Below are 17057 nucleotides of genomic sequence, written 5' to 3'. Positions count from 1 at the left end.
CCCAGAAGAAGCCGCATATAATGCCGATTTTTTGAGTGAATCTGTTCCAGAGAATCCAGATCTCAAGTCCAAGGTATTTGCTTAGTTTAATGAGCTCTGTAGAGATGAAACCATATTCACCACCAATACATCCTCTCTGATTCCTTCAATGTTGGCTCATAAAACAGGTCGTGCTGATAGGTTTGCTGCTTTGCATTTTCATGATATTCGCATAACCAGCATTGTGGATGTAATGTCTCATCCAGGAACATCCAAGGAAACATTGGCCTTGATAGTTGATTTTGCCAAAGCCATTGGTCATGACCTATAGTATTGCGTAAGGAAAAAATTCATGGTTATGTATTCAATGCAATGCTCATGGAGTAGTTAAAATCTGCTCTTACTCTAGCAGCTAATGGGATTGCCACTATAGAAGATATTGATAAGGCATGGATGGGAGTCATGAATTCCCCTATGGGACCTTTTACAATTATGGATAGTATTGGTTTAGATACAGTGTGGAAGATAACAGATTATTGGGCCAAAAAGACAAACGATCCCCAGGCAAAGAAAAATGCTCTATTTTTAAAATCTTAGTGGACCAGGGCAAGTTGGGGATAAAGAGTGGCGAAGGATTTTATTCTTACAATAGTTGACTAAAAAACTCTCTGATTTTTTGATTTTTTTAACACTGGCTAAGAATATTATTATATAAAAAGGCCTTTATTTTCTTCTTATCTTTTTTGAAAAAAGATAAATTAAGATCAAAATAAAAATAAAAAGAGATATTATTTTGGGGTCTGTAAAGTCCACATAGGTTATTCCCATGCCAAAGAGATATCCTGAGCCAAAATAAGATATTCCCCATAGTATTCCACTTATAGAGGAAAAAAGTATAAAAAGAAGAGGATTCATGTCTAACAATCCAGCAATAAAGGGGATAACAGGTCTAAAAATACCAATAAATCTGCCAATAAACACACTTAGACCGCCGTATTTGTCAAAAAAATCTTCTCCCTTTTCTATTTGCTCAGAGTATCTTTGTTTAATTTTTAAAAAGGCCCTTTTATCCCTTAGATACTTTGCCAGAAAAAAACTAGATAGATCAGCTAAAATTGCTCCAATTGCCCCTGATAGAATACAAAAAAAGATATTTAAAATATTGTGATATGCCATGAGTCCCACAGAAAATGCAAATCCAGCCCCAGGCATAATAAGCCCTACAAATGCAAAGGATTCCAGATAGGACATGAGAAATACAAAAGTGTAGCACAAAAAAGTATGGGACTGAGCAAGTGATCTGGCCAAATCAACTAGTTCAGTGATCATAAATTTATCTCTCCTTTAAACCCAGGTATTTACGATATTAAAAACGGACAAAATTTTAGCGTATCATCGGTGTATTGGTTTTCTCCAGAACTATCTTTATACTGGATAATGGGCGGTTCAACAGTTAGTGAAGAGTTTCCATTTTTTATTGCTTCTAGCAAAAATATCTTTGATGGTTTGTCTTTGTGTCCATGGATAAATTTTATCCTCTTGGGCTCAAAATTGTATTTTTTGAGCACTGAAAATAAATACACAATCCTCTCAGTTAAATATACAATAAAAACACGCCCTCTATTTTTTATTAAAAAATTTGCTGCACAAATAAAATCATCTAAGGTGGCCTGCTCTTCAAATCTTGCCCTATTTTTTCCCCTATAAAAAGACAGCCTTCCCATTTGCCTATCTCGATATGGGGGATTTATCACACCAATATCAAACTCTCCTGATTTGATTTCCTTCATTTCTTTTATTTTTTTTACATCACCCAAAATTAAGGTAAATCTTTTTTCAACACCAAAGTTTTTGGCATTTTCCTTTGCACATTCAATCATAGATGGATCTATATCTATGCCCACGACTTTTAGATCTGTATCATGATTTTTTAATAAAATGCCTATGGAAATCACCCCACATCCACACCCTAAGTCAATGATTTTTTGCCCTTTTTGGGGGAATACAAAACAGGAGAGAAAGACTGAATCTATTGAAAATTTGTGTCCTTTATTAGGTTGCACAAGGCCCTTTGGAAAATCTTTCTTGCACATATAATTTTATGACAGGATTATAGGTATTATTATTGGCACTAAAAAACTTAATAGTGCTCCATTTATAACAGCTATTAAAGAATATTTACTCCCTACATTTTTGTAAATTATAGGTAAGGTGGTATCCATAGATGTTGCTCCACCAGAGGCAATTGGAGCGAGCTTTGCTATGTATCTTGCAAAAAGTGGCGCAAAAATTAAGGTCACTATTTCCCTGATTATATTGGAGATAAGGGCTATTGCGCCTATTACTTCTCCCCTTACTTTTCCAATGATAATGCTGGATAAACTGTAATATCCAAATCCAGCACCAATGGCCATGCATTCTCTTAAGTCTGGAATAGACACAAAAAATACTGCAAAGCCTGCTCCTAAAATAGAGCCAATGGCCACCATAACAGGCACAAGTCCTGTAATTAAGTTGAGCTTGAAGATGGACTTTATGGCGGTGTTGTCGCTTCCAATAGAGATTCCAACTAAAAACAAAAGCAAATACAAAAGATAATCCTCAAGGGGATAGATAGTTATCACTTCTCTTGGAATCAACTCAAAAATTCCAATTAAAATACCAACAGAAAAAAAGGACAGTAATATTATGCTAAATTTCATTTTATCTTCCTCTCAATAGGAATTATGAATAAGATACTACCAATTATAGAAAATAGGGAAATAATTAGTCCATCTGTGCCCATGGAGAGTAAATTTTTTATTATAGATGGATTTGATCCCATTAGAAAACCGAGAATAAATAATAAAAAAAATATTGAGAATTCGCTTAATTTCTTAACCGTATTTATCAATTTTTGATGTTCTTTTAAAAAAAGGCCAAAAATTATCCCAGCTATAAAAAACAAAATCAATTTATACATACGGCCTCCATTTAAGCCTTCTCCAAGTTTACAGGGGACTGTATTTTTGTTACATAAACTCGTTATGCGACCTCAGAACCTAAAGGGAAATTTTAAAAAGTTCAAACAAATTTTAACATAAGGAGACTAAAATGGTAGCTTTTTCCAAAAGGATTTCAATGGTAAAGCCATCAGCTACTCTTACAATTAATGCAAAGGCCAGTGAACTTAAAAGCCAGGGAGTGGAGGTAATCAGCCTGGCTGTTGGCCAACCAGACCTTCCACCACCTAAAAGTGTGTTAGATGGAGCAAGGGAGGCAATTGATAAGGTTATGACAAAATACACCCCTGCCGCAGGTCTTCCAGAGGTACTAGATGCTGTGTGTGAATATTACAATAGATTTTATAATGCAGGGGCAAAGAGAGAAAATGTAATAATTACAAATGGAGGTAAGCAAGGTTTATTTAATCTCATGCAGATCTTGGTTGATCCAGGTGATGAGGTCCTAATTCCTGCTCCATATTGGCTGAGTTATCCTGATATGGTTATTTTGGCAGGAGGAGTTCCAAAGATAGTTCCAACAGATCCAGAAAATAACTTTATGACATCTCCATCTGAACTTGAAAAACATATCACAGAAAAGACAAAGATACTCATTTTAAATACTCCATCAAATCCAACAGGGTGCCATTATGCACAAAAACAATTTGATGAGATATGTGAGTTTGCCCTTAAAAAAGGGATCTTTATTATTTCAGATGAAATATACGATCAGTTAATTTATCCTCCTGCAAAACCCACTTCTGCGTCAAAGTGGTTTAAAAAATACCCAGATAAAGTTGCCATAGTAAATGGCCTTGCCAAGAGCTTTGCTGTACCAGGGTGGAGGATTGGGTATGTAATCTCTGATAGTACAGTTATAAAAAATTTATCAAAGCTTCAGGGACAATCCACATCAAATGTGTGTTCAATAGCCCAGATGGCCGCATTAAAAGGCCTTTTGGGAGATCTGTCCTTTTTAGAAGAAAATAGGAAGAAATTTTTAGAGAGAAGAAACTATATTTTAAAGAGGATAAATTCAATTAATGGAATTAGTTGTCCAGAGCCAATGGGTGCATTTTATGTATTTCCCAAGGTAGATGGGTTATACACTCACGAAATTAACAATTCCACCAAGTTGTGTGAGTATTTGTTGGATAAAGCACACGTTGCCCTAGTTCCAGGTGCTGCATTTGGAGATGATAGATGCATTAGATTCTCCTATGCAGTAGATATATCAGTATTAGAAAGGGCAATGGACCAGGTAGAAAAGGCCTTAAAAGAATTATGATTTTGCCTAGACTCGCCCCAGATCCTGCACATCCTTTTCAACTGGCCAAATTTTTGTCCTGGACCTCTTTAATTTTGATTGTGGGTTCAGGACTTTTCTTAACTGTTATAATCAGCAATTATGCAAAAAAAACAGTAGTAAAAAAAGACAAGCAATATGCCAAACTCCTTGCAGAAAATTTAAATCATCAAATTTATCAGAGGTTTTTGCTACCTACGGTGCTGGGCTTTGGACGGGTGGAATTAAAGAAAAGGGAGCAATATGAAAGGCTTGATCTGGTAGTTAGGTCCACTATTCATGGATTTAAGGTCCTGAACATTAAGATATACGATTTAAAAGGCAGGGTTTCATATTCTACAAACAAAGAATTTGTTGGTACAAAAAAGCCCATATCCATGTTTAAAGAAGTCTTGGGCGGTAAGCTTAAGTTTAAGGTTGAAAAAAATAAGAGACTTAATCTCTGGCCATTTAAACTGGAAGAGAGATCAGTTGTCCTTACCACCCTGTTTCCTCTACGGATAGAAAGGGAGCTTTTTCCTAAAAATGCAGGTGAGGTGGTAGGTATTTTAGAGTTTTCCCAGGATATATCTGAGGATTATGAAACTATTTATTATTTTCAATTTTTAATAACTATAGCTGTATTTTTTTCTTCTTTAATACTCTTTATTTTGCTCTATGTGGTTATTTTAAGGGCTGATAAAATACTCCAGGAAAGAATAAAAGAAAAAGAGGAATTAGAGAGGGCTGTGTATCAAAATGAAAAACTTGCAGCAATGGGCAGGATGGTTGCAACTATATCCCATGAAATAAAAAATCCTTTAGGTATAATACAAAGCAGCGCTGAAATACTTTCAAAAAAGTTTGCAAATAAACAAGGAGTGGAAGCAAAGCTCTCTAAGGCCATTTTTGAAGAATCAAAGAGACTATCTAGCATTGTAAATGACTTTCTCGACTATGCAAGGCCAAAGGAGCCAAAATTAGAAGAGATTGATCTTGTGAATATAATTAATGAGTGTATATCCTTTTTCACACAAGAGGCAAATAAGAGGACTATTGAACTTAAGAGGAAGCTTCCAGACTCTATAATTATTAAAGGGGATAAAAATCTTTTATATAGAGCCATATACAATATAATCAACAATGCAATTGATGCAGTAAAGCAAGATGGAAAAGTGGAAATTAAATGGGAAGGAAATTCCCTTATAATAAGGGATACAGGTTCTGGATTTGATGGCTCTTTAATGGACAAATACTTAGAGCCTTTTTTTACAACAAAGGACTTTGGCACTGGACTGGGACTTCCCATTGCTTATAATATTTTAAAAAAACATGGGATAGAAATGGAGTTAAAAAATGATCAAGGGGGAGTGGTTGAATTAAAATTTCCCAAAATAGGAGATTAGTTTTATGTCTTCGCCTCACATATTAGTGGTAGATGATGAAAAGAACTATTTAGTTTTATTAGATGCGCTTCTTTCTGAAGAAGGTTATGATGTTACAGTTATGCAGGACCCTGAGATGGCCCTTATGTATTTAAAAGAGTCAGAAGTGGATGTGGTTATTACTGACTTTAAGATGCCTGGCATAAATGGTCAGGAACTACTTGAAAGAATAAAAGAAATTCATCCTCAGATGCCTGTTATTATAATGACTGCCTATGGTTCAGTGGATGGTGCTGTTGAGGCAATGAAGTGCGGGGCATTTGACTATATAAATAAACCATTTTCCAATGATGACCTTTTGCTTTCTGTTTCTAAGGCTGTAAAGATTGCAGATGCCTATAGAAAGAATAAAATCCTTGTGGAATCAATGGAGGAAAACCATTCTATAAAGAAGATAATTGGAGTTAGCCCAGCAATAAAAGAGCTTCACCTTTTAATAAAAAAAGTTGCTGCAACAAATGCCAATGTATTGATAACTGGCGAATCTGGCACAGGAAAGGAATTGGTGGCAAAGGCAATCCACTACTTATCCAAGCGGAAAGATCAGCCTTTTGTTGCAATAAATTGTACAGCCCTAAATCCAGGGGTTTTGGAAAGTGAGCTATTTGGACACGAAAAGGGCTCTTTTACTGGTGCAATAGCACAAAAAAGGGGGAAGTTTGAACTTGCACATGGCGGTACTATTTTTTTAGATGAAATAGGCGAATTTCCCCTTGAACTCCAGCCAAAGTTGCTCAGGGTGATACAGGAACATGCCTTTGAGCGTGTTGGAGGCCTCAAGACCTTAAAATCTGATTTTAGAGTCATAGCTGCTACAAATAAAGACCTAAAAAAAGAAGTAGAACAAGGCAGATTCAGAGAAGATCTCTACTACAGATTAAATGTGGTGAATATTGAACTGCCTCCCTTAAGGGAGAGACCAGAAGATATCCCTCTTTTAGCTGGCCATTTTTTGAAAAAATATAGCAGGGAAAATAACAAAGATATAAAAGGATTTACCCCTGAGGCAATGCAGCTTTTAACAGCTTATAATTGGCCAGGAAATGTGAGACAGCTTGAAAATATCATAGAGAGTGCAGTAGTTTTGACGCAATCTGATATGATTGGAGTGGCTGACCTTCCAGCGGAACTAAAGGATGAGTCCAGACAGTTTAAGAGTGCAGTGGATATGCTCCCTGATAATATAAACTTAAGTGAATCACTTGAAAAAATTGAGGCAGCCTTAATTAAGCGTGCCCTTGTTAAAAGCAATTTTGTCCAGGTCAAGGCAGCAAAGATGCTTGGGATCTCAAAGAGTTTGCTACAATATAAGATGAAGAAATACAATATTTCTGTAAAACCATGAACACCCACAAAAAGACCCTGGATGGCTTTTTATCTGATCTAAAGACTTCCAAGTTATTTAAAGACCAGATAGTTTACACAAAACAAATAAGGGGAATGAACCCAACATATGGACAGGACTTAGAATTTTTAAATGGAGATATTAAAAGTCTCTTGAAAAAAAATTCTATTCAAAAATTATATACCCATCAGACCGAGGCCCTAAAATTATTAAGTCAAGACATAGATGTAGTGGTTTCAACACCCACTGCAAGTGGCAAGTCTCTTATTTATAATCTGGCAGTATTAAATTATTTTTTTAAAAATCCCTCATCAACTGCCCTATACCTCTTTCCTTTAAAGGCCCTTGCCCAGGATCAGCTTCAACAATTAAATAATTTTCTTAAAAAGCTTCCTTCAAATATTAAAAAGCCCTCTTTAGATGTATATGATGGAGATGTCTCATATTTTAAAAGATATAAGCTAAGACAAAGGCCCCCAAATATCCTTATGTCAAATCCTGATATGTTACACATTGGTATATTGCCAAATTACATGGCATGGAAAGATTTTTTTATGAATCTCAAATTCATCGTTGTTGATGAAGTTCACACCTATAAGGGGGTTATGGGTTCTCACATGGCATGGGTGTTTAGGAGGCTCATTAGAATATGTAATTTTTATGGCGCATATCCAATTTTTATATTTTGCTCAGCTACAATTGGAAATCCAGTGGAACTTGTAGAAAAATTAACTGGAAGAACACCAGTGCACATCTCAAAAACCGGTTCTCCAAAGGGTGATCAGGAATTTATTTTTATAAATCCAATGTTATATGGGCCTGCAAAAACAGGTTTTATGTTATTAAAATCCGCAGTGCTAAGGGGACTTAGAACCATTGTTTATACAAACTCAAGAAAACTGACAGAACTAATTGGTGCATGGACAAAAAGTAAATTAGGTTCCCTAGGTGATAGGGTAAGTGTTTATAGGGCAGGACTTTTGCCTGAAGATAGAAGGGAAATTGAGGCAAAATTAACAAAGGGAGAGATAATTGGTGTTGTCTCAACTTCAGCTTTAGAGGCAGGTATCAACATTGGCGGATTGGATCTTTGTATTCTTGTTGGATATCCAGGTTCAGTTATGTCTTTTTTTCAAAGAGCAGGCAGGGTTGGAAGGAAGATGCAAAAAAGTGGAGTAATTTTAATTGGCGGAGAGGACAATCTCGATCAATATATCCTATCCCATCCAGAAAACTTTTTTAGACTAAGTCCTGAGAATATTGCTATAAATCCCTATAATGAACAGATTATGACCAAACACCTTATGTGTGCGGCCACAGAGTTGCCTATAAAATTAACGGAATTTAATGGTCAAAGGGAAAAGGATTATGTAAGAAAATTAATAGAAAATGGAATTCTTATTGAAGATGAAAATACAAGAGAAATATATTCAACAGATACAGATATACATAGAAAAGTACATATAAGGTCAAGTTCAAATAATCTTATCATCTTAGACAATAATGGAAATATAATTGGTACAATTGATAAATACAGGGCACATCATGAGACATATCCTGGAGCAATATACCTGCACAATACAAAGACCTATAAAGTGGAAAAATTAGACATACTTGAAAAACAGGTTGTATGCAAAAGAGTAGATGTAAAATACTTTACAAAACTCATTGTAAAAAAATCTACTTCAATTTTAGAATGCTATAATAAAAAGTATTTTAAAGACCTAAAGATTGGTTATGGAAAATTGAAGATAAAAGAAAATTTTTTGGGCTTTGAAAAAAGGAGGACAAAGGATCAAACCCTTATAAATTTCAATGAATTGAATCTGGATTCCATTGAATTTGAAACCCAAGGGATGTGGATTCAATTGCCAGTTGAATTTAAGGAATATTCAGAAAAAAAATTTATGCACTTTATGGGAGGAATACACGGTTTAGAGCACCTATTAATTGGTGTAATGCCATATGTTGTTCTCATGGACAGAAATGATATTGGGGGAATTTCCATTGATTTTTTTGACAAGTTAAAGTCTCCAGTTGTTTTTATCTATGATGGTGTAGAAGGTGGGATAGGCATATCAAAAGAGGGCTATGAAAAAATAGATGTTTTATTTTCAATTGCAAAGGATATATTAAATAGTTGTGATTGTAGTATAGGATGTTTTAAATGTATCTACTCTCCAAAATGTGGTTCTGGAAACAGACCCCTTGATAAGGAATGTACAAAATATATTTTAGATCTTATTTATGGTGATAATAAATATCCTGATAAATGTAATACATCACATCCTATTAAAAATGAAATTACGCAAAAAGATGAACATATTAATTTTGGGGTTTTGGATATAGAGACTCAAAAGTCTGCAAAAGAAGTAGGTGGATGGAAAAATGCTCATGCCATGAGGGTTAGTTGTGCTGTTTTATACCATAGGAAGAAAAATGAGTATCTGGTTTTTTATGAAGAAAATATAGATAACTTATTTGAAGAATTAAAAACACTTGATTTGATAATTGGTTATAATATCAAAAAATTTGACTATAATGTTCTAGCACCATATACCTCTTATGACTTAACTTCATTGCCAACCCTGGATCTATTAATTGAAATACATAAAAGACTTGGATATAGGATCTCTTTAGACAATGTGGCAAAGGCTACCCTAAGTGTAGGGAAAAGTGCAAATGGGCTTTTGGCCCTTAAGTGGTGGAAACAGGGGAACATAGACAAGATAGTTGAATATTGCATAAGAGACGTAGAAGTTACAAAGGATGTGTATTTGTTTGGGAAAAATAACGGTTTTATATATTTTTCCAATAAAGCAGGAAAGAGAGTAAGATTGCAGGTTACTTGGTAGTTTAGATGTAAATATTATTTTGTGGATCTTATTTTGTTGACCTACCTTTTTCCCCGGTTTAAGAATCTGGTGCAGCACAACAAAATCAAGGAGTAGGATTTATGCAAGATAAAAAATTGTGCGTATTATTTCCTGGTCAAGGTTCCCAACAAAAGGGAATGGGAAGGGATTTAGCAGACAGTGATAAAGATATTATGGAGCTCTGGAAAAAGGCTGAAAAGATAGCAGGGGCACCTTTAAGGGAAATATTTTGGGACGGCGATGAGTCAGAAATGAAAAAGACAAAATATCAGCAGCCAGCACTTTGCGTAGTTGGCATAAGTTTGTGGACAAAACTTGGTCCAAGTCCTGATTTTTTGGCAGGACATAGCATTGGTGAGTATCCAGCCTTAATTGTATCAAAGGTTTTAGACCTAGATGACGGATTAAAGCTCGTGGCTCTCAGGGGAAAACTCATGTATGAAGTGGGCTTAAGTGCCCCAGGAAAAATGGCAGCAATATTAAAGCTCAAACAAGAAGACGTTGAAAAAATAGTATCAGAAATAAAAGATAATACAGGTAAGGTCCTTTGCATTGCTAATTACAATAGTCCAAAACAATTGGTCATAAGTGGAGATGGAGAAGCTGTTGAAAAGGCGTGTGAAGTAGCAAAGAAAAAAAAGGCACGTTCTGTTATTTTACCTGTATCAGGCGCCTTTCATTCCCCTTTGATGGAAGAAGCAGCTAAAGAGCTATCAAATTACATGGATAAATTTAAGTTTAATAATGCTGCCATTCCCATATTCTTTAATGCAACTGCATTATCAGAAACCAGAGGAGAAAAAATAAAGCAAATAATGAAAAAACAGATGATGTCACCTGTATATTTTACGCAACTTATAGAAAACCAGTGGGACAATGGAGTTAGAAAGTGGTTAGAACTTGGCCCAAAGGGTGTTTTGTGTGGGTTAATTAAAAGGATATTAGAAGATAAAGAAGAAAAATGGGAATGTAAGGTAATTGAAGATTTAGAAGGTGTAAAGGCCTATAGCTAAAGGCCAGTGGTAAAATATCTATTAGATGCATATAATTATAAAAAAAGATGAGATAAAATCTATGTTAGAAGACATTGTTTTTAAATTATTCCAAGAAAAAAAGGAAATTTTTAGAGATATTGTTGAAGAAGTAATAGAAGATATAGCTTTATGTAAAGCCATAGAAGATGGAAGAAAAAATGAATTTGTTTCGCAAGAAAAAATAATGGAAAGACTAAATAGATGAAGTTAATATTAAACAAATGAGAATCAACCCAAATTTTTGGCGTATAAAAATAGGAGATTATAGGAGGACCAATTGTGAATGCGTCTTTTTTTGTGGAAAAATTGTTACATAAAGCAGTAGAGAGTCTTGGTGCATCTGTTCCTGAGAGGATGCAAATTGAACCACCAAGAGAAAAGAAATTCGGGGATATTGCCACAAATATTGCCATGCTCCTTAGTAAGGAATTAAAGGATTCTCCCAGAAATATTGCAGAAAAAATAAAGGATTTTATTTTAAATAATCATTCTGAATTTATTGAAAAAATAGACATAGCTGGTCCTGGGTTCTTGAATTTTACCTTGTCTAAATCCTTCTGGCAAAAAGAGATACTGGAGGTCCTAAATAAAGAGGAAAAATATGGGCAGTGCGATTTTGGCAAAGGGAAAAAGGTCCTTATTGAATATGTTTCTGCAAATCCAACAGGGCCTCTACATGTTGGGCATGGTAGAGGTGCAGCAGTGGGAGATAGTCTGTCCCGTATTTTGAAATTTGCTGGATTTGACGTTTCCACAGAATATTATATTAATGATGCAGGAAGACAGATTAAGATCTTAGGAAAGAGCATTTATATAAGATATAAACAATTGCTGGGATTTGATGATCAGCTTGATGAGGATTCTTACAAAGGGGAATACATAATAGATATTGGAAAGCTACTTATGGAAAAATATGGAAAAGACCTTCTAAATTTGCCAGAGAATGAAGCCATAACTATATGTTCAGATTTTGGTAAAGATATAATTTTGCAACAGATTAAAGAAGATCTTAAAAAATTTAGGGTTTCTCATGATTTATGGTTTTCTGAAAAGGCTTTAGTAATGGATGGTGCTGTTGAAAATGCGTTTTCAGCATTAAAAGATAAGGGACTTATTTATGAAAAAGACGGTGCCATATGGTTTTCTTCCACTAAATTTGGCGATGATAAAGATAGGGTGTTGAAAAAATCCAATGGTGATCTTACATATTTTGCATCAGATATTGCATATCACAAAAATAAATTAGATAGGGGCTTTGAATTATTAATAGATATTTGGGGTGCAGATCATCATGGTTACATCCCTAGAATGAAGGCAGCAATTGAGGCATTGGGTAGAGATAGAGAGGATTTACAGGTAATACTAATTCAGCTTGTGAATTTAGTTAGAGGAGGGAAACAAGTATCAATGTCAACAAGGGCAGGTGAGTTTGTAACACTTGCTCAAGTAATAGATGAAGTAGGTGTTGATGCAGCAAGATTTATTTTTTTGTCAAGAAAAAGCGACTCTCATCTTGATTTTGATCTAGATCTGGCAAAGCAAAAGACAATGGAAAATCCAGTATATTATTGCCAATATGCACATGCAAGAATATGTTCTGTTTTTTCCAAGGCAAAAGAGAGGAATATACAACTTAATATTGAACCTGAAAAAGTAATAGATAAATTGATTCAAGAAGAAGAAATAGAAATCCTTAAAAAGCTAAATGAATTTCAAGATATCATTATGACGTGTGCAAGGCTTCTCTCTCCACATATACTTACATTTTATGTAATAGATTTAGCAGGTCTATTTCACAAATACTACAATAAATATCCAATACTTGGTGCAAAAGATGATATGCTAATAAAGGCAAGATTGTATCTTCTAAAGGCTGTAAGACAGGTTTTACAGACATCACTTTGTTTACTTGGAGTAAATGCCCCAGAAAGGATGTAGAAATTGGCAAAGTCAAAAAATACAAAAAGGAAAGCTCTAAAGAATGGTTTTCATATAACCCTCAGTATTAAAGGATGTTTTTTAGCAGGCTTTGTTTTTCTTCTTGGAATGGTGTGGGCATTTATCCTTGGAGTTATTGTAGGACGGGGATATGGTCCTATAGATATTATGTCCCCCTTTAAAAAAAAGGTATTACGTTCTTCAATAAATCCAAAACTATCTGGCCAACACCCAACCCCAAATGTACATAAAAAGGTCCTCAGCCCAACTGAACTAACTTTTTTAAACAAAGTCAGGCAAAATGATATTGAAAGTAAAATAGTTGGTCCTAAAAAAAGCAATATTAAAAAATCATATTCTCACACATCTAAAAAGGATCATCGTTACCAGTACACAATACAAATAAGCTCATTTAAAAATAAAAAAGATGCCCTGTCTTTGGTAAGGAGGTTACACAAAAAAAATTTTTCAGCAAAAGTAGAAGACGTAACTATCAATGGTCACAGTTATTTTAGGGTATTAGTAGTGCTTGAGGGCACAAGTAATTATATAAAAGAGAAGATGGAATTGTTAAATAAGATGGGATTTAAAGATTATATTGTGAAGATGAGGAAGAAGTTGTAACACCACGGAGGCAATAAAATGACATTTGTTCCTAAAAAAGCCTTTTTTACAAAGGGAATTGGGAGGCATAAAAATAAACTTCAGTCATTTGAGTTGGCATTAAGAGACGCTAGGATTGAAAAACAAAATTTGGTCTATGTCTCCAGTATATTCCCACCAAAGTGTCAGGTTATACCTGTAGATGAAGGCGTAAAAGAGTTAAAACCAGGTCAAATAACCTATTGTGTAATGGCTAGAAATGCAACAAATGAAAAAGGCAGATTGGTAGGGGCAGCTGTGGGCATTGCCTTTCCAGCAGATGAGTCCCATTATGGATACATTTCAGAACACCATGCCTTTGGGGCAGATGAAAAGGAAATAGGCGATTTTGCAGAAGATTTAGCATCAACAATGCTTGCAACTACCCTTGGAATAGATTTTGACCCAGAAAAGGATTATGATGAGAGACGTGAGATTTATCTAATGAGTGGAAAGATAATAGATTCCATGTCTGCTCCTTGTGTTACTACTGGTGTTGGTGGCATGTGGACAACTACTATCTCAGCGGTAGTGTTTTTGCCCTAAGGGCGGGATTCGTGATTTGTGATTTGTGATTAGTGATTCGTGATTAGGGAAGAGTGAATGGAGATAGATGGGGTTCGTGATTCGTAATTGGTGATTCGTGATTAGGGTAGAGTGAATGGAGATAGATAATGAAGACTCATATGGATTTGGATGTTTGGAAGCTTTCCATAGAGGTGGTAAAAGACATTTATGAAATAACTAAGTCTTTTCCAAAAGAAGAGGTTTTTGGTTTAACATCTCAAATTAAAAAAGCTGCAATTTCAATTCCTTCAAACATTGCTGAGGGAGCAAGTAGACAAACGAATAAAGAAGTTATCCAGTTTTTATATATTAGTTTAGGTTCTGCAAGCGAGCTGGAAACGCAATTGATTATAGCCAGAGAGCTTGGATTTATAGATGTGGATAATATGGAGATAATCAATGGAAAAATTGAAAATATTAAAAAGATGATCACAGGCTTAATAAATTATAAAAAAAGGCAAGATCAATGAACAATTCCCAAATTCCAAATCACGAATCACGGTTATTGGTGTAGTGGTGTATTGGTATATTGGTTCATTCCTTTTTCTTGTTCACGAATTACGAATCACTAATCACTAATCACAAATCACGAAGGTATTAGCATGTATTCAAAATATGCAGATGATGAAGGACAGGGAAAAGAAATTATAGTATTGCCTGTTCCCTATGAAGGTGCAGTGTCTTTTGGTACAGGCACAAAAAAAGGGCCAATGGCAATACTTAGGGCATCTTTAGAGATTGAGACATGGGATGAAGAACTTGAAATAGACCTTTTAGATGTAGCCAAGTTTAATACTTTAGATTATTTTGAGCCAACAGTTGCAGGACCAAAGTATGTATTTGAGTCCCTTTATAATTATCTTAAATCCAACTTAGATCCTGCAAAAGATTTTTTATTAACCATTGGTGGTGACCACTCAGTGGCACTTGCTCCTATTAAATTTTACCATGATTATTATAAAGATCTCTTTGTCCTGCAAATTGATGCCCATTGCGATCTCAGGGAGGAATTTCAAGGAAGCAAGTATTCCCATGGCTCAGTAATGGCACGGGTACGGGATCTTGATATTCCTATAATTCAGCTTGGTATAAGAAGTCTTTGCAAACAAGAATCTGAAAGGTTAAAAAAAGATTCAAACATAACAACATGTTTTGCCAGGGATATATTCAATTTATCTCCACAAAAGGTTGCAAAGAAAATAAAGGAAATTTTAAATAACAGGCCCTTATATTTGACTTTTGATGTAGATGGAGTTGATCCATCAATAGTCCCTGGAACTGGTACGCCAGAGCCTGGTGGCATCCCATTTTTTTGGCTTTATGATTTCTGGATACATTTATTTAAGCAAAATATATCTTTGGTTGGGATGGATGTATGTGAGCTTGCACCAATCCCCAATCAACTAGTATCTGAGTCAACTGTTGTGAAATTTATAAATAGAATACTCTGCGCATATTTGGTATTTTACAATTTGAAACAACCACCATATAACAATGAATAACAACGAATAACCACCAATAACTATGAATAACTATAAATAACCATCAATAACAATAAATAACTTTAACCATCAACAACTCTAACCGACAAGGATAAGAGAAAATGCAAAATGAATTTATCAGAGATATAAATGCATATCTTGATCCAGATAAGGCAGGACTTATTCCTTTAGAACCCTTAGATCCAGACAAAATAAGGGATTTTGATGAACTCTTATCTGCCATGTCCAAAACTGCCTTTGGAGGAAGACAGCTAGGAGAGGCATTGGACGTTCTTGAAACAATGGTAAGAGATCCAGAGTGCCATGTAGTAGCTACTTTTTCTGGCGCCATGACTGTTGCCAAGATGGGAAAATTGATATGTAAAATGATTGATGAAGGCTGGGTGCAATCTATTATCTCTACTGGTGCACTTATGGCCCATGGATTTATTGAAGCAATTGGAATGAAGCACTATAAATATCAATTTGGTGAAATGGACGATAAAGAACTATGCAGGGCTGGTTTAAATAGGGTGTATGATACATTGGAGCCTGAGAAAAATTTTATTCATTCTGAAACTGTTGTAAGGGAAGTTTTTAAAAGGTTAAAAGAGAAAAAATATCTATGTTCTTATCTAATCTGCAGGGAGCTGGGCAGATATTTACATGAAAATTATAAGGACTCAGGAATTTTAAAGAGCGCCTATGAAAAAAATGTACCAGTGTACATACCTGCATTTACAGATTCAGAGCTAGCACTTAGTATTGCATGTAATTTTCTGGCAGAAAATCCAAGTCTGGCAGAAGAATTTGATCCTGAGAAGTTGCCATTTGTATTTAATCCCTATATGGATTTATTTCATTATACAAAAAGGATATCAAATGCAAAAAAAATAGGCATATTCACAATTGGAGGAGGCGTTCCCCGTAATTGGGCACAACAAGTAGGGCCATTTTTAGAAATGAGTCTCCAGCAATTTCCTGAGTTAAAATGGGAAATTAAAAGATTTCACTATGGGGTGAGGATATGTCCAGAACCAGTTCATTGGGGAGGACTATCAGGTTGTACATACGAAGAAGGCATTTCATGGGGAAAATTTGTGCCAAAAGATAAAGGGGGAAAATTTGCAGAAGTTTTATGTGATGCAACAATAGCCTGGCCTATTTTACTCCTGGCACTTGATAGAAGATTAAAAAAAATACAAAAAAGGGGACAAAAATGGCTAAGGCAGAAGGATTAAAACTTCCATTTAAAGGACAAGAACACATTAGAACGGATTTATTAGAAACCTTTGAATTTGATGGAAAAGACGAATATATAAAAACAGAAACAAAAGAATTTATAGCAGTATGTCCCTTTAGTGGCCTTCCTGATGTTGCAAGGGTAATAATTGAATATTATCCAGAGGGTGGCAAGTGCGTTGAACTCAAGTCTTTAAAATACTATATGGTGAGCTTTAAAGATGTTGGGATATATCAGG

Annotated in this window: 18 protein-coding genes and 1 pseudogene; 15 read left to right on the top strand and 4 right to left on the bottom strand. The window is 35.0% G+C overall.

What is annotated here, in order from left to right:
• Window positions 1-100 precede the first annotated feature (100 nt).
• Window positions 101-310: pseudogene (locus tag ACY2V1_RS06345) on the top strand (3-hydroxyacyl-CoA dehydrogenase NAD-binding domain-containing protein); the annotation flags it as partial.
• A gap of 89 nt (window positions 311-399) precedes the next feature.
• Window positions 400-576 carry a 3-hydroxyacyl-CoA dehydrogenase family protein gene (locus ACY2V1_RS06340; RefSeq protein ID WP_461833957.1) on the top strand — a complete coding sequence of 59 codons (177 nt, stop codon included), beginning with the start codon at window positions 400-402 and terminating at the stop codon, window positions 574-576.
• Between the two features lie 126 nt (window positions 577-702).
• Here the strand turns inward: ACY2V1_RS06340 and ACY2V1_RS06335 are convergent, their stop codons facing one another.
• The 4 genes from ACY2V1_RS06335 to ACY2V1_RS06320 are packed head-to-tail and all read right to left on the bottom strand — an operon-like array spanning window position 703 to window position 2941.
• Window positions 703-1308: a DedA family protein gene (locus tag ACY2V1_RS06335; RefSeq protein WP_461833956.1), complete on the bottom strand. Its 606-nt coding sequence runs from the start codon at window positions 1306-1308 to the stop codon at window positions 703-705.
• Between the two features lie 29 nt (window positions 1309-1337).
• Window positions 1338-2072 (bottom strand): tRNA1(Val) (adenine(37)-N6)-methyltransferase, encoded by a 735-nt coding sequence (locus ACY2V1_RS06330; protein ID WP_461833955.1) that lies wholly within the window; start codon window positions 2070-2072, stop codon window positions 1338-1340.
• Window positions 2073-2078: 6 nt separating this feature from the next.
• The gene (locus ACY2V1_RS06325) at window positions 2079-2681 is read right to left on the bottom strand and encodes a LysO family transporter (protein ID WP_461833954.1); all 603 of its coding nucleotides are present in this window, start codon (window positions 2679-2681) and stop codon (window positions 2079-2081) included.
• Window positions 2678-2941 (bottom strand): LysO family transporter, encoded by a 264-nt coding sequence (locus ACY2V1_RS06320; protein ID WP_461833953.1) that lies wholly within the window; start codon window positions 2939-2941, stop codon window positions 2678-2680. The genes ACY2V1_RS06325 and ACY2V1_RS06320 overlap by 4 nt, the downstream gene beginning before the upstream one ends.
• 131 nt (window positions 2942-3072) lie before the next feature.
• Between ACY2V1_RS06320 and ACY2V1_RS06315 the strand changes: the two genes are divergently transcribed.
• From ACY2V1_RS06315 to ACY2V1_RS06255, 13 genes are all read left to right on the top strand, one after another.
• A complete protein-coding gene (locus ACY2V1_RS06315) occupies window positions 3073-4251 on the top strand; it encodes a pyridoxal phosphate-dependent aminotransferase (protein ID WP_461833952.1) in 1179 nt (392 codons plus the stop codon).
• Window positions 4248-5654 carry a sensor histidine kinase gene (locus tag ACY2V1_RS06310; protein ID WP_461833951.1) on the top strand — a complete coding sequence of 469 codons (1407 nt, stop codon included), beginning with the start codon at window positions 4248-4250 and terminating at the stop codon, window positions 5652-5654. Before ACY2V1_RS06315 ends, ACY2V1_RS06310 begins: the two co-directional genes overlap by 4 nt.
• Window positions 5655-5658: 4 nt before the next feature.
• The gene (locus ACY2V1_RS06305; protein WP_461833950.1) at window positions 5659-7038 is read left to right on the top strand and encodes a sigma-54-dependent transcriptional regulator; all 1380 of its coding nucleotides are present in this window, start codon (window positions 5659-5661) and stop codon (window positions 7036-7038) included.
• Window positions 7035-9893 (top strand): DEAD/DEAH box helicase, encoded by a 2859-nt coding sequence (locus ACY2V1_RS06300; protein ID WP_461833949.1) that lies wholly within the window; start codon window positions 7035-7037, stop codon window positions 9891-9893. Before ACY2V1_RS06305 ends, ACY2V1_RS06300 begins: the two co-directional genes overlap by 4 nt.
• 101 nt (window positions 9894-9994) lie before the next feature.
• Window positions 9995-10927 (top strand): ACP S-malonyltransferase, encoded by a 933-nt coding sequence (gene fabD / locus ACY2V1_RS06295; RefSeq protein ID WP_461833948.1) that lies wholly within the window; start codon window positions 9995-9997, stop codon window positions 10925-10927.
• 25 nt (window positions 10928-10952) lie between these two features.
• Window positions 10953-11153: a hypothetical protein gene (locus tag ACY2V1_RS06290; RefSeq protein WP_461833947.1), complete on the top strand. Its 201-nt coding sequence runs from the start codon at window positions 10953-10955 to the stop codon at window positions 11151-11153.
• 74 nt (window positions 11154-11227) lie between these two features.
• Window positions 11228-12886: an arginine--tRNA ligase gene (gene argS / locus ACY2V1_RS06285; RefSeq protein ID WP_461833946.1), complete on the top strand. Its 1659-nt coding sequence runs from the start codon at window positions 11228-11230 to the stop codon at window positions 12884-12886.
• A gap of 3 nt (window positions 12887-12889) precedes the next feature.
• Window positions 12890-13510, top strand: coding sequence for an SPOR domain-containing protein (locus ACY2V1_RS06280; protein WP_461833945.1), 621 nt, complete (start codon window positions 12890-12892; stop codon window positions 13508-13510).
• Window positions 13511-13528: 18 nt separating this feature from the next.
• Window positions 13529-14074 (top strand): pyruvoyl-dependent arginine decarboxylase, encoded by a 546-nt coding sequence (locus tag ACY2V1_RS06275; protein WP_461833944.1) that lies wholly within the window; start codon window positions 13529-13531, stop codon window positions 14072-14074.
• A gap of 128 nt (window positions 14075-14202) precedes the next feature.
• Window positions 14203-14565 carry a four helix bundle protein gene (locus ACY2V1_RS06270; protein ID WP_461833943.1) on the top strand — a complete coding sequence of 121 codons (363 nt, stop codon included), beginning with the start codon at window positions 14203-14205 and terminating at the stop codon, window positions 14563-14565.
• A gap of 132 nt (window positions 14566-14697) precedes the next feature.
• A complete protein-coding gene (gene speB / locus ACY2V1_RS06265) occupies window positions 14698-15597 on the top strand; it encodes an agmatinase (RefSeq protein WP_461833942.1) in 900 nt (299 codons plus the stop codon).
• Window positions 15598-15698: 101 nt separating this feature from the next.
• A complete protein-coding gene (locus tag ACY2V1_RS06260; protein ID WP_461833941.1) occupies window positions 15699-16817 on the top strand; it encodes a deoxyhypusine synthase family protein in 1119 nt (372 codons plus the stop codon).
• Window positions 16796-17057, top strand: a 262-nt coding sequence (locus tag ACY2V1_RS06255) for a preQ(1) synthase (protein WP_461833940.1), incomplete at its 3' end; no start/stop codon positions are given. The genes ACY2V1_RS06260 and ACY2V1_RS06255, both read left to right, overlap by 22 nt.

The sequence above is a fragment of the Desulfothermus sp. genome, assembly GCF_053993635.1.
Note: the sequence above shows the minus strand (reverse complement) of the source record. Positions and strands in the feature narration are given on the sequence as shown.